The organism is Kitasatospora sp. NPDC048194 (assembly GCF_043202455.1).
Lineage (GTDB): Bacteria > Actinomycetota > Actinomycetes > Streptomycetales > Streptomycetaceae > Kitasatospora.
In genome coordinates, this window is record NZ_JBIDAK010000025.1 from 64,981 (window position 1) to 89,401 (window position 24,421).

Genomic DNA, 24,421 nt, shown 5'->3' on the forward strand with positions numbered 1-24,421 from the left:
CAGATGACCGGAGAAACCACCCCCCTCCCCGTCACCGCCGTCACCTGCCTGGAGGACCGCGCGCAGGTCGAGCGCACGACGACCGTCGAGCTCGCCGGGGGCGTACAGCGGCTGCGGCTGGGCCCGCTCACCGCCCTGGCCGTCGACCGCACCCTGCGCGCCGAGACGACCGGCCCGGGCACCCGGGTGCTGGAGGCCCGGCTGGTCCGCACCTGGACCCCGCGCGCCCCGCTGCCGCCCGGTCCGCAGGACTCCGCGCTGCGCCACCGGCTGCACGCGCTGGAGGCCGAGTCCCGCCTCGCCGACCAGACCCGGGCCCGGTTGGAGGCCCGTCTGGCCCTGCTCGCCCAGCTGAGCGCCGACCTGCTGCGCGAGATCGGCGAGGGCGCCGGCGTCGGTGAGATCGAGCGCACCCGCTGGGCCCGCGAGCTGGACCGGGTGGACGCCGAGCGCGAGCGCTACGGCGAGGAACTGCGGGCGACCCGCTCCCGGCTGCGCCGGCTGGACCAGGAACGCTCCCAGGCCCTGATCGCCCTGGACGAGGCCGAGGAGGAGCCCGCCGAGCTGGTCGCCCACCTGGAGCTGACCGTCGAGGCGGCCCGGCCCGGCCCGACCGGGCTGACCGTCAGCCACCTGGTGCCCTGCGCGCTCTGGCGCCCCTCCTACCGCGCCACCCTGGACGGCGGCGGCCTGCGGCTGGAGTCGGAGGCGGTGGTCTGGCAGCGCACCGGCGAGGACTGGACCGGTGCCCGGCTCACCTTCTCCACCGCCCGGTCCGCCCTGGCCACCGACCCGCCCGCGCTCACCGAGGACGTGCTGGCGCTGCGCGAGCGCACCGACGAGGAGCGCCGCACGGTGGAGGTCGAGCTGCGCGAGGAGGCGATCAGCACCCTCGGGCCCTCCGCCGCCGTCCCCGGTCTGGACGACGGCGGCGAGGTGCGGGTGCTGCCCGCCCCCGCCCCGGCCACCGTGCCGTCCGACGGCCGGGCCCACAAGGTCCCGCTGGGTGCCTTCACCGGCCCGGCGAGCAGCGAGTACGTCTGCGCGCCGGAGCTGTCCCCGCTGGTCACCCGGGTGGTCCGGTTCCGCAACACGGCCGGGCACCCGTTGCTGGCCGGCCCGGTCGAGCTGGTGCGCGGCAGCGGCTTCACCGGCCGGGGCGAGCTGCGCTTCACCGCCGCCGGGGCCGAAACCGAGCTGTCCTTCGGGAGTTCGGACGGCTACCGGGTGGTCCGCGAGACCGAGGAGCGCCGGGCCGTCGCCGCGCTGACCGGCCGCCAGACCACGACCCGGACCGTGCGGCTGCACCTGTCCCGCTTCTCCGGGCCGGAGGAGCACGACGAGCAGGTGGTCGCGGTGCGCGAGCGGGTACCGGTCTCCGAGGTCTCCTCGGTCGAGGTGCGGCTGCGCAAGGAGGAGTGCTCGCCGGCGCCGGACTCCTTCGACGCCGAGGGCATCGTGCGCTGGGACGTCCCACTCGGCCCGGGCGCCCGCCGCACCCTCACCCTGGTGTACGAGGTCGCGGCCGCCGCCAAGGTGGCGGGTCTGTGATGCCCGCCGCCTCGTGACGACCGCTCAGGAAGGAAACGGGTACAAAGGGAACATGATCCTCCATCTCGCACCCCTGGACGACTGGCTGACCGACCCCGGCCGACCGTACGCCGCCGCGTCGCTGCTCACCGACGGGTTCATCCACTGCTCGGCGGACGAGCGGACGGCGCTCGCCGTGGCCAACGCCTTCTTCACCGACGCCCCCGACCCGCTGATGGTGCTGCTGATCGAGGAGTCGCTGGTGGAGCCGATGGTCAAGTGGGAGGCCCCGCACGGCGCACCGCCCCCGGGAGCCACCCCCGGCGTCCTCTTCCCGCACATCTACGGCCGGCTGAACCGCTCGGCCGTGGTCGGCCTGCAGAAGGTCGAGCGCGGCCCGGACGGCCGCTGGGCGTCGCTCAGCCCCTGGAGCTGACCGGCTCGAGGTTCACAGCCACCCCCGCTCCCGGGCCGCCATCCCGGCCTGGAAGCGGGTGGTGGCGCCCAGCGAACGCATCAGGCTCTGGAGCCGCCGCTGGGTGGTCCGGGCGCTCCAGCCCAGCGAGCGGGCGATCGACTCGTCGGTCAGCCCCGCGGCCAGCAGGCCCAGCAGCTTGCGGTGGTCGGCCTCCGGTTCGAGCGAGGCCTCCGCGGTGCCGATCGCGGCCTGCAGCTGCACCGCCCGTTCCCACTCCGCCTCGAACAGCGTGTCCAGCGCCTGGAGCAGCGCCGAAGGGTGGATCACGTAGGCGGCGTCCAGCACGCTGTCACCGACGCTGATCGGGATGATCGCCATCCGGTCGTCCGAGATGATCATCTTCATCGGCAGGGTCGGCCGCACCCGGGCCTCCTCGCCGTCCGCCACACCGACCAGGATGTTCCGCTCCAGCCGGCCGGGCCAGGCCACCGCCTCCCGGTCGTAGACGGTCCGGAACCGCAGCCCCTCCTTCAGCCGCCGCCGCTGCAGGGTCAGCGGCGCCACCGGGTCCTGGATGTACGGCGGGCGGTCGAAGCCGCGCACCTGGTACTGGCTGGTCTCGGTGATGTGCTCCAGCCGCTGGGCGATCGCCTCGCCGCCGGTGAGCACCTCCACCGAGTGCGCCGGGTCGGTGTAGCGGGAGGCCTCCCGGAACGCGTCCATCAGCCGGTGCATCTCCGCCCGGGCCCGGCGCAGTTCGGACTCCCGGTGGCCGATCAGGGTCCCGATCGCCACGTCCGGGGCCACCGGCAGGTAGCGCTGCCGGTCCACCGGTGCGCGGGTGGCCATGCCCTGCTGCGCCAGCCGGTCCAGCGCGCGCACGCTCTGCTGGAGCGTCAGGCCGCAGCTCTCGGCCAGTTCCTCCGCGGTGGACTGCGGACTGGCCACCAGGGCCGCGTAGACCTCCCCGTCCGACTCGGACAGCCCCAGCGGGCCGAGGGCCTGACCGGCTGACCGTCCCGGTACTGCATCGGACACGACGCCGTCTCCCCCTGTTCGCCCCGGACACCCCCACCGGCGCTCGCCCTGGCGCAGTCCCGCCACGGGGCGGACGGTGGTCCGGTGGCCATCCTCGGCCACGGATCATGGCGCTGACAAGGCCGTGACCAGCGGGTGCGTTCCGGCTCACACCCACGAACGCCGGAGGGCCCCCCGCCACCACGGGCAGGGGACCCTCCGACGAACGATGCTCGGACGCACGCCGCTCGGACGCACGCCGACGCACGCCGACGAACGGCGGCGGACGACCGGCGGGGCCCGACTCCTACAGGCCGACCTCGCGCATCAGCTGACCGACCTCGGGGTTGGTCAGCCGGCGCAGCCAGCCCGACTTCTGGTCACCGAGCGCGATCGGGCCGAAGTGGGTGCGCACCAGCTTCTCGACCGGGAAGCCGACCTCGGCCAGCATCCGGCGGACGATGTGCTTGCGGCCCTCGTGCAGGGTCACCTCGACCAGGTAGTTCTTGCCGACGTTGGAGACGACCTTGAAGCTGTCGGCGCGGGCGAAGCCGTCCTCCAGCTCCACGCCCTGGGCCAGCTGGCGGCCCAGGTCGCGCGGGATCGGGCCCTGGATGGCGGCCAGGTAGGTCTTGGTCACGCCGTAGCGCGGGTGGGTGAGGCGGTGGGCCAGCTCGCCGTGGTTGGTGAGCAGGATGATGCCCTCGGTCTCGGTGTCCAGGCGGCCGACGTGGAACAGCCGGGTCTCCCGGTTGGTCACGTAGTCGCCGAGGCACTGCCGCCCGTCCGGGTCCTCCATGGTGGAGACCACGCCGGCCGGCTTGTTGAGCGCGAAGAACAGGTAGGACTGGGTGGCGACGGTCAGGCCGTCGACCTTGATCTCGTCCTTGTCCGGGTCGACGCGCTTGCCCTGCTCGGTGACGCGCTTGCCGTTGACCTCGACGCGGCCCTGCTCGATCAGCTCCTCGCAGGCGCGGCGGCTGCCGACGCCCGCACGGGCCAGCACCTTCTGCAGGCGCTCGCCCTCGGGCTCCCCGAAGGTCTTGGGCAGCTTCACGGCCGGCTTGTCGTGCCGGGCGAGCACCGCGTCCTCGATCTTGGCCTGCAGCTCGCGCGAGCGCTGCGGCTGGCGGCGCGGGTCGCCCGGGGCGCCCTGGCCCTCACGGCGCGGGCGCGGGGCCGGGCCGGGACGCCGGCCGGCGTAGCCGCCGCGGGCCGGGGTGGCGTTCGGGCCGCCGCCGAACTCCGGACGGTCGTACTTGCGCTCCTCCGGCCGCAGCGGGCGGTCCGGGAAGCGGCGGTCGTCCCGCCGGTCGTCCCGCCCGTAGGAGCCGCCGCGCGCACCCGAGCCGGAGCCCGAGCCACCGCGGCCGCTGCCGCCGCCGTAGGAGCCGCCGCGCGAGCCGCCGCCGTACGAGCCGCCCCGGGAGCCGGAGCCCGAGCCGCCCCCGTACGAACCCCCGCGCGAGCTCGAGCCGCCGCGGCTGCTGCCGCCGCCGTAGGAGCCGCCCCGGCCCCCGCCCTGTCCGCCGCGACCGCTGCCGCCGCCGCTGCTGTTCCTGCCGTTGCCACTGCTACGCATCAAAGTGTCCGTACGTCGTTACCGTCTGGGATGTGCGGTCGTCTCGGCCGACCTCACCTCCCCCTACCGATCGTGCGCTGCCCGACCGGCCTCGCCACTGCCGTCCACGGCCTGTGCGGCAGCGACGGCGACCGCGTCCGCGATCATCGTGCCCTCCAGGGACTCCGCTTCCACGTCGTCGACCTCGGGCAGGAAGGGAGCGAGCTCCGGCAGCTCGTCCAAGCCGCGGAGCCCCATCCGTTCCAGGAAGTAGTTCGTCGTCCGATACAGGATCGCACCTGTTTCGGGCTCGGATCCGGCCTCTTCCACCAGTCCTCGCTGTACCAGGGTACGCATCACTCCGTCACAGTTCACACCGCGGACGGCGGAGACCCTCGATCTGGACACCGGCTGCCGGTACGCGACCACGGCCAGGGTCTCCAACGCGGCCTGGGTCAACCGGGCCTGCTGGCCGTCCAGCAGGAAGCGGTCGACGGCCGCGGCGCAGCTGTCGCGGCTGTAGAACCGCCAGCCGCCCGCCACCAGCCGCAGGTCGAAGCCGCGCCCGGCCGCCTCGTACTCGGCGGACAGCTCGCGCAGCGCTCCGGCCACCTCGGCCCGCGGCCGCTCCAGCACGCCGGCCAGCCGCTCCTCGGTGACCGGCTCGTCGACGACCATCAGGATCGCCTCCAGCTCGGCCCGCAGCCCGGGGGCCGCCGACTCCGCCGGCTCTGCTTGCTCCGCGGGCGCCCGGGGACCGGCCGGCTCGTCCGGCACGTCGGACGTCGGCCCGGCCGACTTCTGGTGCACCACCCGCGGCCCGGGGTCCGCCGCCGGCGCCACGGGCTCGGGCAGCAGCTCGAAGGCCGGTTCCAGCCACTCCTGCACCCTCGGCTGCCCGGGCAGGCCGAGCGGGCGGCGCACCGGCCGTCCGCCGTCGTTCCCGGCACTCATCGCCGCCGGTCCTCCTTCGCCTCGTCCGCGGCCCCGTCCGGGGGCCGGTCGAACTCGTCCGTCACCTCGACCGCGCCGCGACCCTCCTCGGCCACCCAGCGCACCCGCAGTTCCCCGAGCGCCTCCGGCTGCTCGAAGGCCAGCACCCGCTCGCGGTACAGCTCCAGCAGGGCCAGGAAGCGCGCGACCACCACCAGGGTGTCCGGCGCGTCCGCGACCAACTGCTGGAAGGAGGCCTCCCCCAGCCCGGTGAGCAGGTCGACCACCAGAGCCGCCTGCTCGCGCACGCTGATCGGCGGGGTGTGGATGTGGTCCACGTAGACGACGGGCGCGGGCTTGGGCTCCATCGCCTTGGCGGCGAGCCGGGCCAGCCCCTCGGGCCCGACGGTGATCACCACCTCGGGCAGCAGCTCCGCGTGCCGCGGTTCCAGCCCGACGGTCCGCGGCCGCCGGAGCAGCTCGGCGGCCCACCGCTCGCCGAACACCGCCGCCGCCCGCTTGTACGCCCGGTACTGCAGCAGCCGCGCGAACAGCAGGTCCCGCGCCTCCAGCAGCGCGAGGTCCTCCTCGTCCTCGACCTCGGCCGCGGGCAGCAGCCGGGCCGCCTTGAGGTCCAGCAGGGTGGCGGCCACCACCAGGAACTCGGTCGCCGCGTCCAGGTCCCAGTCCGGCCCCATCGCGCGGATGTGCGCCACGAACTCGTCCGTCACCGTGGCCAGCGCCACCTCGGTGACGTCCATCTTGTGCCTGGCGATCAGGCTGAGCAGCAGGTCGAAGGGGCCCTCGAAGTTCTCCAGCCGGACGTGGAAACCGCCCCGGGGCTCGTCCTCGCCCGGGTCCACGGCGCTGCTCGGCTCCACGCCCCGGGTCGGCTCCACGGCGCTGCTCGGGTCCGCGGCAGTGGCCGGCGCCACGACGCTGCTCGGCTCCACGGCGGTGGTCGGCTCCGCGGCGCTGGTCGGGTTCGCGGCGCTGATGGCCGGTTGGGCGGTGCTCGGCATGACGGTCCATCTTCACCCGCCCCGACCGCAGGGCCCGCCCCGGGGCCCGCCGACACGCCGCCCGACGGCACGGTCCCCGGCCGTCGGCGCCCGACGCCCGGCGCCCGGAAGTCCCGACCTCCGCTGTCCGGATCCGCTGCCCGACAGCCGCTGCCCGACAGCCGCAGCCCGACAGCCGCAGCCAGCACCCGGTGCCCGGAGGACGGCCCTACCGGCCGCGCAGCCGCCGGACCAGGATGGAGGCCTCACCGCGCTGCTCCAGGTCCGCCAGGACCACCGCGATGGCCTCCCGGACGATCCGCCCGCGGTCCACGGCCAGGCCGTGCTCGCCGCGCAGCACCAGCCGGGTGTGCTCGAGGTCCATGAGCTCCTCGGCGGACACGTAGACGGTGATCTTCTCGTCGTGCCGCTCGCGTCCGCTCGGTCGGCGCGGCGCGCGCCCCCGCGGCCGGGCGCGCCCGGCGGCACCGGCCTGCTCCTCGGCGGCACCCGCGTGCGTCCGGCCGGCCGGGGCGCCCCGGGTGGCGGACACGCCGTTGGCGGCCGCTCCGGCGCCCTGGTCCCCGGCGGCCCGCTGCACGGGCGGCTGCGCGGGCGACGGCACCGCGGCGGCCGACTGCTGCTCCTGCGGCGCCTGCCGGTCGTCCTGGGCACCGTGGGCGCCCTCGGCGCCGTCCGTGCCGTTGACGGTCCGCGCGGTCTCCGGTCTGGATGCCTCGGCGGCCGGACGCGGCGCGAGGGACGGCGACAACGCCATCCCGCCGGTGGTCCGGAACAGCTCGTCGGCACCCGGGAGACTCACTCGGCGGGGCGGCACCGGTCGAGCACCTCCCTGGCGAGCTGGCGGTAGGCGGCGGCCCCGACCGAGTTGGTGGCGTACGTGGTGATGGGCTCGCCGGCGACGGTGGTCTCCGGGAAGCGCACGGTCCGCCCGATGACGGTGTGGAAGACGTGCTCGCCGAACGCCTCGACGACCCGCGCCAGCACCTCACGGCTGTGCACGGTGCGCGAGTCGTACATGGTCGCGAGGATGCCGTCCAGGCGCAGCTCGGGGTTGAGCCGCTCGCACACCTTCTCGATCGTCTCGGTCAGCAGCGCGACACCGCGCAGCGCGAAGAACTCGCACTCCAGCGGCACGATCACGCTGTGAGCGGCCGTCAGCGCATTGACCGTCAGCAGCCCGAGCGAGGGCTGGCAGTCGATGATGACGTAGTCGTAGTCGGGCAGCAGCGGCTTCAGGGCGCGCGCCAGCGCGGACTCCCGGGCCACCTCGCTGACCAGCTGCACCTCGGCGGCGGAGAGGTCGATGTTGGAGGGCAGCAGGTCCATGCCGGGGACGGCGGTCTTCAGCAGCACCTCATCGGCCGTCAGGCCCCGCTCCATGAGCAGGTTGTAGACGGTGACGTCCAGCTCCATGGGGTTGACGCCGAGGCCGACCGAGAGCGCGCCCTGCGGGTCGAAGTCGACGAGCAGCACCCGGCGGCCGTACTCGGCCAGCGCCGCGCCCAGGTTGATGGTCGACGTGGTCTTGCCGACGCCGCCCTTCTGGTTGCACATGGCGATGATCTGGGCGGGGCCGTGCTCGGCGACCGGCGCGGGGATCGGGAAGTACGGCAGCGGACGGCCGGTCGGGCCGACCCGCTCGCGGCGCTGGCGCGCGGCGTCGGGGGCCAGGGTGGCGGCGTACTCCGGGTCCGGCTCGTACTCGGCGTCCGGGTCGTCGTAGGCGCCGTAGGCGAACTCGCCGTAGGCCAGGCCGTAGGCCGCCAAGTCGGCGTCGTGATCGGTCACCGTGGTCACCTGCGCTGTGTTCTGGCGTGCTTCGAAAGTGCGGAGTGCGACCGAGCCGACCTCGGCCGAGCCCACGGAGGGCTGCCGGGCCCCGGGCTCCTCACTCGGCTGGCCGGCGGTGTGCTCCGCCAGTCCTGGCTGACCACCCCCGGGAGCAATTGTCGACTCATTCACAAGTCGTCTTACCTCCTTGGGCATCCAGGACTCTATGTCGATTCGTCAGCGTGGCAGCATGCCGACGGTTTGCGACTCTAGGCCGTTCAAGGCGTTCGCAGCAACACAATCCACGGTAGTGGGCCCGATGTGTCGACTATCGGGCGGGCTGCTGTCAAGGGATGAGCGGGCCCATGACCCTAACGTTTCTGCGGTCGGGTGACCCGACCCGCGGGAATTGACGACAGAGCGACCCGACCGGTCCGCGGGCCGTTCGCGGGCACGGCGAAGCCCCCGACCCGAAGGAATCGGGTCGGGGGCGAACGACCGCCGTGCGGTCAGGGAGATCAGGCGAGCACGCTGTCCAGCGTGACCGACTCCAGGCCGAAGGCGTCGGCCACGGCCGGGAAGGTGATCTGGCCCTCGTGCACGTTGAGGCCCTTGGCGAGCGCCGGGTCACGGCGCAGCGCCTCCTTCCACCCGCGGTTCGCCAGCTCGATGACGTACGGCAGGGTGGCGTTGGTCAGCGCGTAGGTGGAGGTGTTCGGGACGGCGCCCGGCATGTTCGCCACGCAGTAGAAGACCGAGTTGTGGACCTGGAAGGTCGGGTCGTCGTGCGTGGTCGGGTGCGAGTCCTCGAAGCAGCCGCCCTGGTCGATGGCGATGTCGACGAGCACGGAGCCCGGCTTCATCCGGGAGACCAGCTCGTTGGTGACCAGCTTCGGGGCCTTGGCGCCCGGGATCAGCACCGCGCCGATGACCAGGTCGGCGTCCAGGACGGCCTTCTCCAGCTCGAAGGAGTTGGACATGATGGCCTTGATCTTCGTGCCGAAGATGCGGTCGGCCTCGCGCAGCTTGTTGATGTCGCGGTCGAGCAGGGTCACGTCGTAGCCCATGCCGATGGCGATGGTGGCCGCGTGCCAACCGGAGACGCCACCGCCGATGACGACGGCCTTGGCCGGGTGGGTGCCGGGCACGCCGCCGGGCAGCACGCCGCGGCCGCCGGCCGGGCGCATCAGGTGGTACGAGCCGACCTGCGGGGCCAGCCGGCCCGCGACCTCGGACATCGGGGCGAGCAGCGGCAGCGCGCCGTTGGCCAGCTGCACGGTCTCGTACGCGATGGCGGTGGTGCCCGAGGCGATCAGCGCGTCGGTACCGGCACGGTCGGCCGCCAGGTGCAGGTACGTGAAGAGGGTCTGCCCCTTGCGCAGCCGGTGGTACTCGGAGGCGATGGGCTCCTTGACCTTCAGCAGCAGGTCGGCGGTGGCCCACACCTCGTCGGCGGTGGGGAGGATGGTGGCGCCGGCGGCCACGTACTCCTCGTTGGGGATCGAGGAGCCGAGACCGGCGTTGTCCTCGATGTAGACCTCGTGTCCGTTGCGGACCAGCTCATGCACGCCGGCGGGCGTGATGGCCACGCGGTACTCGTGGTTCTTGACCTCGCGGGGGATGCCGACCTTCACGGCTAAACACGTCCTCTTGCCATGGGGGTCCCGACCGGAGAAGACCGGTGGGCGACGCGCACGTGGGGAAGCCTCCGGGCAGCCCGGGGCAGGGGATCGCTGCGCGACTGAGTTCGAGTGTAATGAAGCCCAGGCGGCGTGTCAGCCTTCCAAATCGAATAATTTCGCCGAACACATTGGCAGGTTCGTAGGCTTCCACCGGCTACTACCTGCCATAGGCGTGACAACCGGGCACTTCCGACGATACCTCCGAAAGCGCCGTCACCACCCGGCGTCGACACGTTCCCGCAGGTCCGCGAGGGCCGCCCCGACGGCCTCCCGCCCCTGTTCGTCGCCGATCCGGCGCAGCACCGCCAGCGCGGCCCGGTACTCCCGGTCGGCCTCCTCGAAGCGGCGCTGCGCGGTGTGCGCCTCGGCGAGCCGGGTCAGCAGCCGGGCCTCCGCCGCCTGGTCGCCCAGCGACTGCCGCAGGCCGAGCGCCCGCCCGTACCAGTCGGCGGCGCGCACCGCGTCGCCGAGCGCCCGGTGGCAGCCGGCCGCACCCTCCAGGGCCCGGGCGCAGAGCGGCTCGTCCCCGGCCGTGCGGGCGTGCTCCAGGGCGGCGCGGTAGTGGGTCGCGGCCTGCTCCCACCGGCCCGCCGCGGCCTGGAGGTCGCCCAGGTTGAGCAGCGCGGCCGAGGCCCGGCGGGGGCGGCCGTGCCGCTCGGCCACGGTGAGCACCAGCTCGTGCAGCCGGTAGAGGTCGGTGGGGGCGGCGGCGCCGGTCAGCGGCAGCGACCGCAGCAGCGCGGTGACCAGCCGCCCGGCCGAGCCGTCCAGGTCGCCCTGGCCGATCGCGTCGGCGACCGCGCCGAGCAGCAGCTCGCGCTCGCCGAGCAGCCAGTCGCGGGCGTGCGCGGCGGAGTCCAGCCGCAGGGCGGCCGGCAGCGGCTCGGGCGCCGGGCCGCCGGACGGGTCGAGCAGCGCGCGGGCCGACTCGGTGAGCCGGACCAGCCGCTCCAGCAGCCGGGCCCGGGCGAGCTCGGTCTCGGCGGCCCGGTCCTCCCGCTCGCGCAGCCGGACCAGCCGCGGGTAGAGCCTGCCGGGCACCCGGTAGCGCGGGGTGCCGTCGGCGGCCGGAGCCTCCTCGCCGAGCAGCTCCCGCTCGGCGAGCGCGGCCAGCGTCGCGGCGGCCTCCGGGGCCGGGCAGCCGACCAGCGCGGAGGCGGTCCGCGGGTCGGCGGTCTGCGCCGGGGCCAGGGTCAGGGTGCGCAGCATCCGCGCCTGGGCGGCCGGCAGGGTGCGGTAGACCAGGGTGAAGGCGCCGACCAGCGGGTCGTTGTCGGGGACGGGCACCGGCTCGGCCGGCTCCGGCCCCGGCTTGACCCAGGTGGAGGGGTCGCCGGCCGGCTCGGGTGCGGCGGCGGCCTCCGCGCCCTGGCCCTCGGCCGGCTGCCGCGGGTCCTCCTTCGCCACGGCGGCCTCGCCCCCGGACCTGCCCCTGGCGGCCTTGGCGGCCTTGCCGGTCCGGCCGGCCCTGCCCGCCTTGCCGCCGCCCGCGGCAGCGGACTCCTCGCCGACCACCCGGTTCAGTTCCCGCGCCGCGTCCGTGACCGCGGTCTTCGGGTTGGCGCGCAGCCACCCGGCCATCAGCCGCAGGGCGGCCGGGCGGGCCGCGCAGGCCTCGGCCAGATCGGCCCCGCCGACCGGGTCGCAGGAGATCCGGGTGCCGCCGACCAGGTCGGCCAGCAGTTCGCCGGAGGCCTGCCGGTCCAGCCCGCCGAGGATCACCGGGTCGATGTCCTCGATCCCGGTGAGCGGCCCCGCCGTGGTGGCGAGGACCAGGCAGCCGGGTTCGTCGGCCAGCAGCGGCCACACCTGTCCGGCGTCCCGCACGTCGTCCAGCACCAGCAGGACCCGCAGCCCGGCGAGCGCCTCCCGCAGCGCGGTGCAGCCCGGTTCGTCGCGCCCGTCCTCCACGATCCCGGGCAGCGGCACGGCCGCCTGCGGATCGAGCTGCTCCAGCAGCACCCTGGCCGCCCGGCCCGGCGGCACCCTGCCGCCGTCGGGGGCGGACAGCCGCGCGAAGAGCACGCCGTCCGGGTAGTCGGCCGCGACGGTACGGGCGAAGCGGACGGCGAGGGCGGTCCGACCGGAGCCGGGGCGCCCGGCCACCACCAGCACCGGGCAGCGGCCGCTCACCGGACGGGCCGCGGCGGCCCGCAGCGCGGCGAGCTCGGCGCGCCGTCCGACGAACAGCGCGGGCCCGGCCGGCAGCCGCTCCAGACCGGGGACGGCACCGACCCGCGCGTCGGTGCCGGGATCCATCGTCGCCGTCTTCCTCGCCACCCGTGCCACTCCCGACGTCTTCCCGCGCCCGGCGTCCGGCTGCTCAGGGGCCGGCGCTCGGCGGAGGCCGGCCCGGCACGGGCGCCCTCCCTGCGAAGCGTAGTTCGACCGCCGGGCTCGATTGAGGTGACATCCGGTCGTACGAACCGGCAAATCACCCCAAGGCATCAAGCCGGGTCGTTCGTCCACGCCTCGGAGGGGTGTTCCCGCCGCTGTTCGCTCACGCCTCGAACGGGCGGGCCGGCCACGGCGAGTCCGGTCGGCGCAGCGCGTCCAGGCCGTCCGGACCGGTGAGCGCGGCGTGCACGGCGAGGGTGCCGATGATTAGGGTCGGGTTGTGCAGGCGCCCGGCCTGGATCAGCCGGATCAGCTCGGGCACCGGGACCCAGGCGACCTCGATCTCCTGCTCCTCGCCCTCGGCCTCGTAGCGCTCGCCCTCGGCCGCCGACAGGTCGGTGGCCAGGAACATCCGCAGCGCCTCGTCGGTGCCGCCCGGGGACGTGTAGTAGTCGACGAGGATCCGCCAGGTGTCGGCCTTGCAGTGGGCCTCCTCGAACAGCTCCCGCTGCGCGGCGCGCCAGGGGTTCTCGCCGGGCACGTCGAGCAGGCCGGCCGGCAGCTCCCACAGCCGCTGGCGGACCGGGTGGCGGTACTGGCGCAGGATCAGCACCCGCTGCCGGTCGTCCAGCGCGAGCACCGACACCGAGCCGGGGTGGGTCTGGTAGTCGCGGCGGGCCCAGCTGCCGTCGGGCATCCGGACCTCCTCGCTGCGCACCCCGGTGACCTTGCCCTGGAACGGCGTCGCGCTCCCGCGGACCTCCCACTCCTCGGCCGTGTCGGTGATCACCAGGCCGCTCTGCTCGTCCATCGCACTCCCCTTTTCGTCAGTACGACACAATCTAACGCCGAACGGCGGCCCCGCGGGAATCGCGGGACCGCCGTCCGGTGAACGACCGGGGCCGAGGAGAGGAACTACTCGGAGACGCCGGTCTTGATCTCGATGGCGGCCTTGACCAGGCCCGCGAACAGCGGGTGCGGACGGGTCGGGCGCGACTTCAGCTCCGGGTGGGCCTGGGTGGCCACCAGGTACGGGTGCACCTCGCGCGGGTACTCGACGTACTCGACCAGGTCGCCCTTGGGCGAGAGGCCGGAGAACTGCAGACCGGTCTTCTCCAGGTCGGCGCGGTACGCGTTGTTGACCTCGTAGCGGTGGCGGTGGCGCTCCTCGACGTACTGCTCGCCGCCGTAGACCTCGCGCACGATCGAGCCCTCGGTGAGCTTGGCCGGGTACAGGCCCAGCCGCATGGTGCCGCCCAGGTCGCCCTTGCCGTCGACGATCGCCAGCTGCTCGGCCATGGTGGAGACGACCGGGTGCTTGGCGGCGGGGTCGAACTCGGTGGAGTTGGCCTCGGGCAGGCCGGCCAAGTTGCGGGCCGCCTCGATGACCACGCACTGCAGGCCCAGGCACAGGCCGAGCAGCGGGACCTTGTTCTCGCGGGCGAAGGTGATCGCGCCGACCTTGCCGTTGACGCCGCGGTCGCCGAAGCCGCCGGGGATGCAGATCGCGTCCACGTCGCCGAGCTGGGCCCGGGCGCCCTCGGGGGTCTCGCAGTCGTCCGAGGTGACCCACTTGATCTCGACCCGGGCGTTGTTGGCGAAGCCGCCGGCGCGCAGCGCCTCGGTCACCGACAGGTAGGCGTCCGGCAGGTCGATGTACTTGCCGACCAGGGCGACCTTGACGATGTGCTGCGGCTCGTGGACGCGGCGCAGCAGGTCGTCCCAGGTGGTCCAGTCGACGTCGCGGAACGGCAGGTCGAGGCGGCGCACCACGTAGGCGTCCAGGCCCTCGCCGTGCAGCACCTTCGGGATGTCGTAGATCGACTTGGCGTCGATGGCCGCGACCACGGCCTCCTCGTCCACGTCGCACATCAGCGAGATCTTGCGCTTGATCGCCTGCGGGACCTCGCGGTCGGCGCGCAGCACGATGGCGTCCGGCTGGATGCCGATGTTGCGCAGCGCGGCGACGGAGTGCTGGGTGGGCTTGGTCTTGAGCTCGCCCGAGGGGCCGATGTACGGCAGCAGGGAGACGTGCACGAAGAACACGTTGTCCCGGCCGACCTCGTGGCGGACCTGGCGGACGGCCTCCAGGAACGGCAGCGACTCGATGTCGCCGACGGTGCCGCCGACCTCGGTGATCACCACGTCGACGTCCTCGGTCGCCATCCGGCGGATCCGGGACTTGATCTCGTTGGTGATGTGCGGGATGACCTGGACGGTGTCGCCCAGGTACTCGCCGCGGCGCTCCTTGGCGATGACGGTCGAGTACACCTGGCCGGTGGTGACGTTCGCCGAGCCGTGCAGGTTGGTGTCCAGGAACCGCTCGTAGTGGCCGATGTCCAGGTCCGTCTCGGCGCCGTCGTCGGTGACGAAGACCTCGCCGTGCTGGAACGGGTTCATGGTGCCCGGGTCCACGTTGAGGTACGGGTCGAGCTTCTGCATCGTCACGCGCAGGCCGCGGGCCTTGAGGAGCGCGCCGAGGCTGGAGGCGGTGAGGCCCTTGCCGAGCGAAGAGGCGACACCCCCGGTGACGAAGAGGTGCTTGGTCGTCACGGCGCGGCCGTTCGCTGCCTTGCCGGAATGGGGCTGTGCCAAGAGGGGGCTCCCGTGGGTCGCGTGTCGAAGGTGACGTGGGCGGGAGGCTCTCGGCTCGCCGGGCGACGGGAGGCCGGCTCTGTGCTCGGCTCTCGAAGGGTCGTCGGTTCGGCTGGTCCGGGGCGTTTGATCCCGCCGGTCCACGGGATACCAGGGTATCAGTGACCCGGCCGGGACGCCGTTCGGCCCGCGCCCGGCGCTCCGGGAGCGTGCGCCCCGCGCACCACCAGCGCATCATGCGCCGCAGGAGTCACACCGGTCGCGCCACCCGGCCGGACCGGGCCAGGCGCAGGCCTCCGTCCGGGCCATGCCGGCCCCTCCGTTACGGCCACCCGGAGGTGATCCTTCCGTGCCATCCTGCGCCCGGCCACCGCGATGCACGGCATTTCCGCCGAATTGCGGCGCCACACGAGGCTGCGTCCGCGTGCTTCGCCCCTTTCGTCCGTCGTAAGCTGCACGGACGCATCGCGACAGCACGAGCACGCGGAGGGCGTGGGAGGGTCAGGGACACTCCCGGTCCCCGATGCGCGACCGGACCTCCCCGTTTCCAGCTCCCCCCACCCACCTCAGGGGCTCCACCGAGCCCCGCGCGGACACTCCAGCAAGGCCCGCCACCACCCCCCGGCGGACCGGACGTCCCGGGGTGGACCCCCGGCCCCGCAGACCGCTCGCTCCCCCGTTCGCCGATGCCCTGACCACATTGCGAACTGGAGATCCACGTGGCCGGCCGTATCGAGGACTACGCACTCATCGGGGACATGCAGACCGCTGCCCTGGTCAGCAGGGACGGGGCGGTGGACTGGCTCTGCCTTCCCCGCTTCGACTCGCCGGCCGTGTTCGCCGGCCTGCTGGGCACCGATGAACACGGCTTCTGGCGGATCGGCCCGGCCGAAGCCGTCCTGACCGAGGTCCCCGCGCCCGCCGCCACCGCCACCACCCCCGCGGGCCGGGTCCGCATCGCCACCCCCGCCGACCTGCGCGTGCCCCCGCCCACCGCCGCCGCCCCCGCCGTGCCCGCCGACCGGCGCCGCTACCGCGGCGACTCACTGATCCTGGAGCAGGAGTGGGACGCCCAGGGCGGCACCGTCCGGGTGATCGACTTCATGCCGCCGCGCCCGCTGGCCGGCAAGGACGCCGTCCCCCAGGTGATCCGGATCGTCGAGGGCGTGGCCGGCACCGTGCGGATGCGCTCGGCGCTGCGGATGCGCTTCTCCTACGGCCGCATCGTCCCCTGGGTGCACCGGATCGAGCAGGCCGACGGCACCCACCGCACCGTCGCCATGGCCGGCCCCGACTCGGTCTGGCTGGACGGCGACTCCGAGACCTACGGCCGCGACCTCACCACCTACGCCGACTTCACCGTCGAAGCCGGCGAGCGGATCGCCTTCGCCCTCACCTGGCAGGCCTCCCACCTCGACCCGCCGGCAGTCCCGGACGCCGAGGCGATGCTCGACGCCACCGCCGACTTCTGGCACGAGTGGGCTGACCAGTGCACCTACCAGGGCCCTTACCGCGAGGCCGTGGTCCGCTCGCTGATCACCCTCAAGGGCCTCACCTACGCCCCCACCGGCGGCATCGTCGCCGCCCCCACCACTTCCCTGCCCGAGGACATCGGCGGCGAGCGCAACTGGGACTACCGCTACACCTGGCTGCGCGACGCCGCGATCACCCTCTCCTCGCTGCTGCGCACCGGCTACCGCGAGGAGGCCAAGGCCTGGCGCGAGTGGCTGCTGCGGGCCGTCGCCGGCGACCCGGAGAACCTGCAGATCATGTACGGCATCGCCGGCGAGCGCGAACTCACCGAGTCCTCGCTCGACTGGCTGCCCGGCTACGAGGGCTCCCAGCCCGTCCGCATCGGCAACGGCGCCGCCGGGCAGCTCCAGCTCGACGTCTACGGCGAGGTGGTCGAGGCGCTCCACCTCGCCCACATGACCGGCCTGGTCCGCAACGACCACGCCCACCACCTCCAGCTGCGCCTGATCGAGTACCTGGAGGACCACTGGCAGAACCCGGACGAGGGGATCTGGGAGGTCCGCGGCCCGCGCCGGCACTTCGTCCACTCCAAGGTGATGGCCTGGGTCGCCGTCGACCGCACCATCAAGCTGCTGGAGCAGACCCCCGAGGACGCCCCGGCCGACGGCCACCTGGAGCGCTGGCGCGAACTGCGCGACACCATCCACCGGGACGTCTGCGACAAGGGCTACGACCCGGAGCGCAACACCTTCACCCAGTACTACGGCAGCCAGGAGCTGGACGCCTCGCTGCTGCTCATCCCGCAGGTCGGCTTCCTGCCGCCGGACGACAAGCGCGTGATCGGCACCATCGAGGCGATCCAGCGCGAGCTGTCCACCGAGGACGGCTTCGTGCTGCGCTACCCGACCCACGACGAGTCCGGCAACAACGTCGACGGCCTCTCCGGCCACGAGGGCGCCTTCCTGGCCTGCTCCTTCTGGCTGGCCGACGACCTCGCCATGATCGGCCGGGTGCAGGAGGCCCGCGAGCTGTTCGACCGGCTGCTGTCGCTGCGCAACGACCTCGGCCTGCTCGCCGAGGAGTGGGACCCGCGGCTCAAGCGCCAGGTCGGCAACTTCCCGCAGGCCTTCAGCCACGTCCCGCTGATCGACACCGCCCTGCGGCTGACCGCCTCCGGCGCCGCCTACCTGTCGGCCCAGCCGGACGGCCGGGCCGCCGACCGGGTCGAGCAGGCCACCGTCTAGGACGCGGCCCGGCTCCGCCGCACGACCCGGCCCCGCCGCACGAGCTCGTCAGCCCCGCTGCACGAGCTCGTCGTAGGTGCTGAGCACCTGGGCGACGGTGGCGGCCTCGTCCGGCCAGGTCTCGGCCTGCTGCCGGCCGGCCGCCACCAGCTCCTCGCGGCGGGCGGGGTCGGTCAGCAGGTCGCGCACCGCCCGGCCGATCGCCGCCGGATCGCCCGGCGGCACCAGCACGGCGGCGTCGCCGACCAGTTCGGGGATGCCGCCGACGGCGGTCGCCACCACCGGCACACCGGCCCGCATCGCCTCCTGGACCACCAGCGAGCGGGCCTCCCAGCGGCTGGGGACCACCACCACGTCGGCGGCGGCCAGCAGGTCGGGCACGTCGGTGCGGTAGCCGAGCAGGCGCACCGGCAGCTTCTCGGCGGTCACCCGCTCGCGCAGCGGACCCGCCTCCGGGCCGTCCCCGGCGAGCAGCACCAGCGGCTCCGGGTCGAGCGAGGACAGCTCGCGGGTGGCGTCCAGCAGCAGCCCGAAGGCCTTCTGCGGGACGAGCCGGCCCACCGCCAGCACCAGCGGCCGGTCCGGGCCGTCGCCGAGCAGCGCGGCCCGCGCCTCGGGGCGGCCGAGCCGGCCCTCCGGCATCGGCGGGGCGGCCACCGGGCCCAGCCGGGCGTCGGTGGCGCCGAGTTCCCGGGCCCGGGCGACCAGGTCCGAGGAGGCACCGAGGACCAGGTCGGCGGCGCGGGCCACCCGGCGCTCCATCAGCCGCTGCAGCCGGCGCTCCATGCCGGTGGCCAGCAGCGCGTGGTGCGAGGTGACCACCAGCGGCGTCTCCGGGCGCAGGCCCGGGAAGCGGCCCGCGGTGCGCAGCGCGAGGTCCGAGAGCAGCCCGGCGCGCAGCCCGTGGGCGTGCACCACGTCGGCGGCGGTGAAGGCCCGGCGCAGCTCGCCGATCGCGGTGGCGTCGCTGCGGGCGCCCGCCGTGGGCGTGATGTCGACGGTGTGGAACCGGGCGCCGGTGCGGGAGAAGCCGTACAGCGCGTCGGTGCCGGCCGGCGCGCAGACGGTGACGATCACGCCGTGCGCGACCAGGCCCTGGGCCAGGGAGCGCACGTGCGCACCGATGCCGCCGGTGCTGGCGGCCAGGACGAGGACCACGCGCAGCTGCCCCGGTTCCGGGGCGGCCGCGGTGGCCCGGGCGGCGGAATGGTCCACGTCGTCTCGCTCCGACTCGATCAGGTTCGCGTGCCGCCTCGCGAGGGTTGCCCGCCCGGCGGCGCTCGGGACTGGAAAGCCAGTGTCCAGCCGCCACCATGCCAGGTCGGCGGCCCTCTTGGACAGTCGGCGCCGCCGGGGCGCGTCGTCCTGCCGCGAGGTCCGCCGGACCCGGTGGAGGGGCCGGCTCGGGGTCGGTCCGGCGGGTCCTCGCCGGACGGTTCCTAGGGCTGGCGGGGGGCGCGGGCGGTGGCCAGCAGCTCCTCGGCGTGGGCGCGGCCCAGCTCCGAGTCCTCCAGGCCGGCCAGCATCCGGGAGAGTTCGCGCACCCGCTCCTCGTCGTTCAGCGCCTTGACGCCGGAGCGGGTCACGGTGCCGTCGTGGGTCTTCTCCACCACCAGGTGCCGGTCCGCGAAGGCGGCGACCTGCGGGAGGTGGGTCACCACCACGACCTGCGCGGTCTCGGCGAGTTTCGCCAGCCGGCGGCCGATCTCGACGGCGGCCTTGCCGCCGACGCCCGCGTCGACCTCGTCGAACAGGTAGGTGGGGACGGGGTCGGCCCCGGCGAAGACGACCTCGACGGCGAGCATCACCCGGGACAGCTCACCCCCGGAGGCGCCCTTGGCGATCGGGCGCGGCTGGGCGCCCGGGTGCGGGGCGAGCAGCACCTCGACCTCGTCCACGCCGTGCGGGCCGTACGCGACGGTACGGCCGTCCACCTCGATCCCGGCCAGGTCCTCGACCTGGGTGATCGAGAAGGTCACCCGGGCGTGCGGCATGGCCAGCTCGGCGAGTTCGGCGGAGACGGCCTCGGCGAAGCGCCCCGCGGCAGCCTGCCGGGCGGCCGACACCTCGGCCGCCAGCTCCGCCAACTCGGCCCGCAGCTCGGTCTCCTGGGCACCGAGCTGGTCGATCCGGTCGTCGTCGCCGTCGAGTTCGGCGAGCCGGGCGGCCCCGGCCTCGGCCCAGGCGAGCACCTCGGCGAGGGTGCCCTCCTCACCGCCGTACTTGCGCAGCAGCTGGGCCAGCACGGCCCGGCGCTCCTCGACCGCCGCCAGCCGCACCGGGTCGGCGTCCAGGTCGTCGGCGTAGCCGGCCAGGTCCCCGGCCACGTCGGCGAGCAGGTAGCCGACCTCGTTCAGCCGGTCCGCGAGGCCGGCGAGCCGCTCGTCGTGCTGGCGCACGGCGTCCAGGGCCCGGCGGGACTGCGCGAGCAGGGTGCCCGCGTCCAGCGCCTCCGGGTCGGCCGGGTCGCCGGCCAGGGCGGCGTGGGCGAGGGTCGCGGCGGAGGACAGCGCGTCGGCGTGGCCGAGCCGCTCGGCCTCGGCGGCCAGCTCGACGTCCTCCCCGGCCACCGGCTCGGCGGCGGCGATCTCGTCCAGGCCGAAGCGCAGCAGGTCGGCCTCCTGGGCGCGCTCGCGGGCCCGGGTGGTCAGCTCCTCCAGGGTGGCCGAGACCTCGCGCAGGGCGCGGTAGGTCTCCCGGTAGCGGGCCAGCGGCTCGGCCACCGCCTCGCCCGCGTAGCGGTCCAGCGCACCGCGCTGCCGGGCGGGGCGCAGCAGCCGCTGCTGGTCGGTCTGCCCGTGCACCGCGATCAGGTCCTCGCCGAGCTCGGTGAGCAGTCCGACCGGCACGGCCCGTCCGCCGACGTACGCCCGGGAGCGGCCCTCGGCGGAGACGGTCCGGCTGATCAGCAGGGCCCCGTCGTCCAGTTCCGCCCCGGCCTCGACGGCGCGGGCCGCCACCGGGGAGTCCGCGGGCAGCTCCAGCCGGCCCTCCACGACGGCGCGTCCGGAGCCGTTGCGCACCAGGCCCGGGTCGGCGCGGCCGCCGAGCAGCAGGCCGAGGCTGGTCACGACCATGGTCTTGCCGGCGCCGGTCTCACCGGTCACGGCGGTGAAGCCGGGGGCCAGCTCGACCACCGCGTCGTCGATGACCCCAAGATCCCGTATCCGCATCTCGTCCAACACGGAGACGACCTTACGAGGTTCCGCCCCCGGAGCGCGACGAGCGGCAACGGCGCGCGGCAACTCCGTGCCCGGAAGTTCATCCCTTCCGGGGCGTTTGCGCCGCGGTGTCCGGGGCGCCGGGGGCGGTCTCCGGGGCCGCGGGCGCGGTGCACCAGCGCAGGAACAGCTGCACCAGCGGGCCGATGGCCAGCGCGTACGCGACCGTCCCGACCCCGGCGGTGCCGCCCAGCAGGACGCCCGCCACCAGCACCGTGACCTCGATCCCGGTGCGGACCAGCCGCAGCGAGCGCCCGGTGCGCCGGTGCAGGCCGGTCATCAGGCCGTCGCGCGGGCCGGGCCCGAAGCGGGCGCCGATGTAGAGGCCGGAGGCCAGGCCGTTCAGCACGATCGCGCCGGCCATCAGCGCGATCCGGGCGGGCAGGCCCTGCGGGGCGCCGACCAGCTTCAGGGTGAGGTCCATGGCCGCGCCGATCAGCAGCACGTTGGCGACGGTGCCCAGGCCCGGGCGCTGGCGCAGCGGGATCCACAGCAGCAGCACCAGGGCCCCGCAGATGGTCACCCAGGCACCCACGGTGAGGCCGAGGACCCGCTGGAGGCCCTGGTGGAAGACGTCCCACGGGTCCAGGCCCAGGCCGGACCGGAGCATCAGTGCCATGCTCGCGCCGTACAGGCCCAGGCCCGCGAAGAGCTGCGGGAGCCGGCGGCCCAGCGCATGGGTGTCGCCCAGGACGCGGACGAGCGGGCCGGAGCCGGCGGTTGCGGTCCGGGTGGTCGCGGTGGTCGGGGTTGTCGCGGCGGTCCGGGTGGTCCGAGTGGTCCGAGTGGTCGAGGTGCTCCGGGTGGTCGAGGGCCGGGCGGCCGGGGTCGGCGTGATCGGGTCCGGGGCGGTCGAGGGGGTGGCGCCGGTGGTGGCCAATGGTGCTCCTGCGGGTGGTGCCGCACCCCCGGGGTGGCCCCGGTGGTGGCGGCTCGACGGCCGCCCTGACATGATGAACCGGCCAATGAGGCCCCCAACAGGGCCAATCCCGAGCAACTGGACTGATCAGCGCCATGGCCGACTGGCACACCACCGTCACCCCGCCCGCACTGGCCCGGCTGCTCGCCACCGCCCGGCTCCCCGAGCCGGCCACCGCGCGCCGCCCCGCCTACCGCACCCTGGCCGGGCAGATCCGGCTCCTGGTGACCGAGGGCCGGCTGCCGGTCGGCGCCCGACTGCCCGCCGAACGCGAACTCGCCTCCGCCCTCGACCTCAGCCGCACCACCGTCGCGACCGCGTACGAGACCCTCCGCGGCGACGGCTACCTGCTCAGCCGCCGCGGCTCCGGCAGCTGGACCGCCCTGCCCGAGGGCGCCCCGCCACCCAGCGACGCCCTGCACCCCGTCCCGCCGGACGAGCAGGGCAGCATCCTGGACCTCGGCGTCGCCGCCCTGCCCGCCCCGCAGCCCTGGCTCGGCCGGGCCGCCGCCCGGGCCGTCGAGCTGCTCCCCCACTACGCCACCGGACACGGCCACTACCCGACCGGCGTCCCCGTGCTGCGCGAGGCCGTCGCCCGCCGCTACACCGAGCGCGGACTGCCCACCACCCCCGACCAGATCCTCGTCACCACCGGCGCGATGGGCGGCCTGCACCTCGTCCAGCGCGTCCTGATCGGCCGCGGCGACCGGGTCGCCGTCGAGGCCCCCAGCTACGCCCACACCCTGCAGGCCCTGCGCCTCAGCGGGGCGCGCCTGGTGCCGGTGCCCTACGCCCCGCCGCCGTTCCGCCGGGAGCCGGCGGAACAGGCAGGGCCGCAGGACCCGGAGGAGCCGCAGTGGGACCTGGGTGAGTGGCGGCGGGTGCTGCGGGGAGCCGCACCGAAGGCCGCCTACGTCATCCCGGACTTCCACAACCCGACCGGCGCGCTGATCGGCGAGCAGCAGCGCCGTGAGCTGCTGGCCGCCGCCCGGGCCGCCGGGAGCATCGTGCTGGCGGACGAGACCACCGCCGAACTCGGCTGGGGCGTACCGGACTCCACGCCGCTGCCACGCCCGATGGCGGCACTGGACCGCTCCGCCCAGGTGGTCACCGTCGGCTCGGCCGGCAAGCTGCTCTGGGGCGGCCTGCGGATCGGCTGGGTACGGGCCGCGCCCGCGCTCGTCCGGCGACTGGCCACCGAGCGGGTCTACAGCGACGTCGGCACCCCGGTGCTCGACCAGCTGATCGCCGCGGAGCTGCTGAACGAACCCCTGCCGGACGTCCGCACGCACCAGCTGGACCGGCTGCGGGCCACCGCGCACGCCTTCGCCGCCGCCCTGCCCGAGCACCTGCCCCGCTGGCGCTTCCGGATGCCGCCCGGCGGCCTGGCCCTGTGGGTGTCCACCGACGGGCTGTCCGGGGCCGCGCTCGCCCAGGCCGGGGAGCGCGCCGGGATCCGGATCGCCTCCGGCAACCGGTTCGGTTCGGACGGCGCCTTCGAGCACCACATCCGGCTGCCGCTCACCGTGCCGGCCGCTGCCGTGCCCGCGGCCGTCGAACGGCTCGCCGCGGTGGCCGCCCGCGCGGCGGCGGGCGGCCGACTCGGCTCGGCCGACGAGGCCCAGCCACTGGCCGTCTGACGGGCGTCGTGCCGACGGGCCGTCATGGGGGCCTCGGCGCACGACTTCGCGGCCGCCACAGCGCCGTGCCGGACCGCCACAGCGCCGTGCCGGGCCGTCAGTGCGCCGCGTCGGACGAGTCAGTGCGCGGTGTTGGACCGACCACGCCAACCCGTCACCGGGAGCGCGAACTTGGCCACCAGCCGGTCCGTGAACGGCGCCCGGTGCAGCCGGGCCAGCCGCACCGGCGTCTGCCCCCGGCGCACCTCCACCCGTGCTCCGGCGGGCAGTTCGACCGAACGCCGCCCGTCGCACCAGAGCACCCCGTGCGGAGTCTTGGGCTGCACCTCGACCGCGAGCACCGAGTCCGGCGAGGTCACCAGCGGGCGGGCGAACAGCGCGTGCGCGGAGATCGGCACCATCAGCAGCGCCTCCACCTCCGGCCACACCACGGGCCCGCCGCCGGAGAACGCGTACGCGGTCGAGCCGGTCGGCGTCGCGCAGACCACCCCGTCGCAGCCGAAGTTGGACACCGGGCGGCCGTCCACCTCGGTCACCACCTCCAGCATCCGCTCCCGGGACGCCTTCTCGATCGACGCCTCGTTCAACGCCCAGTCCTGGTGGACAACATCGCCGTTGGTGCGGACGATCACGTCGATCGTCATCCGCTCCTCGACCTCGTAGTCGGCGTCCACCACCCGCTCGACCACCACGGCCAGGTCGTCCCGCTCCGCCTCGGCCAGGAAGCCGACCCGGCCCAGGTTGATCCCCAGCATCGGCAGCCCGTGCGAGCGCGCCAACTCCGCACCGCGCAGCAGCGTCCCGTCCCCGCCGGCGACCAGGATCAGCTCGCAGCCGTCCGCCGCCCCCGGCCCCTCGGCGACCTTCTCGACCCCGTCCGGAAGGTCGAGGTCCACCGCCTCGGCCTCCAGCAGTCTGATCCGCAGGCCCGCTTTCAGCAGCCCGTGCACCAGGGCCTCGACGCTGCGCAGCGCCGTCTCCCGGCCGGTGTGCGCGATCAGGAAGACCGTACGTTCTCCATCGCTCATGCCGCTGCCCTCTCCCTACGTCTGCCGG

At 74.7% G+C, this 24,421-nt stretch carries 18 protein-coding genes; 4 read left to right on the top strand and 14 right to left on the bottom strand.

Annotated elements, in window-relative coordinates; translation table 11 throughout:
- Positions 1-3 precede the first annotated feature (3 nt).
- Together ACGF07_RS26245 and ACGF07_RS26250 are read left to right on the top strand one after the other, a co-directional pair.
- Complete coding sequence (locus ACGF07_RS26245) at positions 4-1,551, top strand: DUF4139 domain-containing protein (RefSeq protein WP_350741745.1); 1,548 nt, start codon at positions 4-6, stop codon at positions 1,549-1,551.
- 52 nt (positions 1,552-1,603) lie between these two features.
- The gene (locus tag ACGF07_RS26250) at positions 1,604-1,966 is read left to right on the top strand and encodes a DUF952 domain-containing protein (RefSeq protein WP_350741743.1); all 363 of its coding nucleotides are present in this window, start codon (positions 1,604-1,606) and stop codon (positions 1,964-1,966) included.
- 12 nt (positions 1,967-1,978) lie between these two features.
- Here ACGF07_RS26250 and ACGF07_RS26255 read toward each other — a convergent pair whose 3' ends face one another.
- The 10 genes from ACGF07_RS26255 to ACGF07_RS26300 all read right to left on the bottom strand — a co-directional run bounded on the left by ACGF07_RS26255 (position 1,979) and on the right by ACGF07_RS26300 (position 14,868).
- Positions 1,979-2,986, bottom strand: coding sequence for a helix-turn-helix domain-containing protein (locus ACGF07_RS26255; protein ID WP_392902584.1), 1,008 nt, complete (start codon positions 2,984-2,986; stop codon positions 1,979-1,981).
- 286 nt (positions 2,987-3,272) lie between these two features.
- The gene (locus tag ACGF07_RS26260) at positions 3,273-4,547 is read right to left on the bottom strand and encodes a pseudouridine synthase (protein WP_392902587.1); all 1,275 of its coding nucleotides are present in this window, start codon (positions 4,545-4,547) and stop codon (positions 3,273-3,275) included.
- A 63-nt stretch (positions 4,548-4,610) separates the two neighbouring features.
- Positions 4,611-5,204 (bottom strand): SMC-Scp complex subunit ScpB, encoded by a 594-nt coding sequence (locus tag ACGF07_RS26265; RefSeq protein WP_350741763.1) that lies wholly within the window; start codon positions 5,202-5,204, stop codon positions 4,611-4,613.
- 272 nt (positions 5,205-5,476) lie between these two features.
- Positions 5,477-6,481 (bottom strand): segregation and condensation protein A, encoded by a 1,005-nt coding sequence (locus tag ACGF07_RS26270; RefSeq protein WP_392902590.1) that lies wholly within the window; start codon positions 6,479-6,481, stop codon positions 5,477-5,479.
- 208 nt (positions 6,482-6,689) lie between these two features.
- Positions 6,690-7,283 (bottom strand): hypothetical protein, encoded by a 594-nt coding sequence (locus tag ACGF07_RS26275; RefSeq protein ID WP_350741735.1) that lies wholly within the window; start codon positions 7,281-7,283, stop codon positions 6,690-6,692.
- Complete coding sequence (locus tag ACGF07_RS26280) at positions 7,280-8,347, bottom strand: ParA family protein (protein WP_030245868.1); 1,068 nt, start codon at positions 8,345-8,347, stop codon at positions 7,280-7,282. Before ACGF07_RS26280 ends, ACGF07_RS26275 begins: the two co-directional genes overlap by 4 nt.
- A gap of 425 nt (positions 8,348-8,772) precedes the next feature.
- Complete coding sequence (gene ald / locus ACGF07_RS26285; RefSeq protein ID WP_350741731.1) at positions 8,773-9,888, bottom strand: alanine dehydrogenase; 1,116 nt, start codon at positions 9,886-9,888, stop codon at positions 8,773-8,775.
- Between the two features lie 261 nt (positions 9,889-10,149).
- The gene (locus ACGF07_RS26290) at positions 10,150-12,195 is read right to left on the bottom strand and encodes a tetratricopeptide repeat protein (RefSeq protein ID WP_392902592.1); all 2,046 of its coding nucleotides are present in this window, start codon (positions 12,193-12,195) and stop codon (positions 10,150-10,152) included.
- A gap of 241 nt (positions 12,196-12,436) precedes the next feature.
- The gene (locus ACGF07_RS26295; protein WP_392902594.1) at positions 12,437-13,084 is read right to left on the bottom strand and encodes an NUDIX domain-containing protein; all 648 of its coding nucleotides are present in this window, start codon (positions 13,082-13,084) and stop codon (positions 12,437-12,439) included.
- Between the two features lie 104 nt (positions 13,085-13,188).
- Positions 13,189-14,868, bottom strand: a complete 1,680-nt coding sequence (locus tag ACGF07_RS26300; protein ID WP_392902596.1) for a CTP synthase — start codon at positions 14,866-14,868, stop codon at positions 13,189-13,191.
- Positions 14,869-15,587: 719 nt separating this feature from the next.
- On the opposite strand from ACGF07_RS26300, the gene ACGF07_RS26305 reads away from it, so the two are divergent.
- A complete protein-coding gene (locus ACGF07_RS26305) occupies positions 15,588-17,585 on the top strand; it encodes a glycoside hydrolase family 15 protein (RefSeq protein WP_350741725.1) in 1,998 nt (665 codons plus the stop codon).
- Positions 17,586-17,633: 48 nt separating this feature from the next.
- Here ACGF07_RS26305 and ACGF07_RS26310 read toward each other — a convergent pair whose 3' ends face one another.
- The 3 genes from ACGF07_RS26310 to ACGF07_RS26320 all read right to left on the bottom strand — a co-directional run bounded on the left by ACGF07_RS26310 (position 17,634) and on the right by ACGF07_RS26320 (position 21,425).
- Positions 17,634-18,800 carry a glycosyltransferase family 4 protein gene (locus tag ACGF07_RS26310; protein ID WP_392902601.1) on the bottom strand — a complete coding sequence of 389 codons (1,167 nt, stop codon included), beginning with the start codon at positions 18,798-18,800 and terminating at the stop codon, positions 17,634-17,636.
- A 224-nt stretch (positions 18,801-19,024) separates the two neighbouring features.
- Positions 19,025-20,758, bottom strand: coding sequence for a DNA repair protein RecN (gene recN, locus ACGF07_RS26315; RefSeq protein WP_392902621.1), 1,734 nt, complete (start codon positions 20,756-20,758; stop codon positions 19,025-19,027).
- A gap of 88 nt (positions 20,759-20,846) precedes the next feature.
- A complete protein-coding gene (locus ACGF07_RS26320) occupies positions 20,847-21,425 on the bottom strand; it encodes a YitT family protein (RefSeq protein WP_392902623.1) in 579 nt (192 codons plus the stop codon).
- A 395-nt stretch (positions 21,426-21,820) separates the two neighbouring features.
- Here ACGF07_RS26320 and ACGF07_RS26325 point away from each other — a divergent pair, with 395 nt between their 5' ends.
- The gene (locus ACGF07_RS26325) at positions 21,821-23,365 is read left to right on the top strand and encodes a PLP-dependent aminotransferase family protein (RefSeq protein WP_392902604.1); all 1,545 of its coding nucleotides are present in this window, start codon (positions 21,821-21,823) and stop codon (positions 23,363-23,365) included.
- 119 nt (positions 23,366-23,484) lie between these two features.
- Here the strand turns inward: ACGF07_RS26325 and ACGF07_RS26330 are convergent, their stop codons facing one another.
- Positions 23,485-24,393: an NAD kinase gene (locus ACGF07_RS26330; protein ID WP_350747816.1), complete on the bottom strand. Its 909-nt coding sequence runs from the start codon at positions 24,391-24,393 to the stop codon at positions 23,485-23,487.
- Positions 24,394-24,421: the final 28 nt, after the last annotated feature.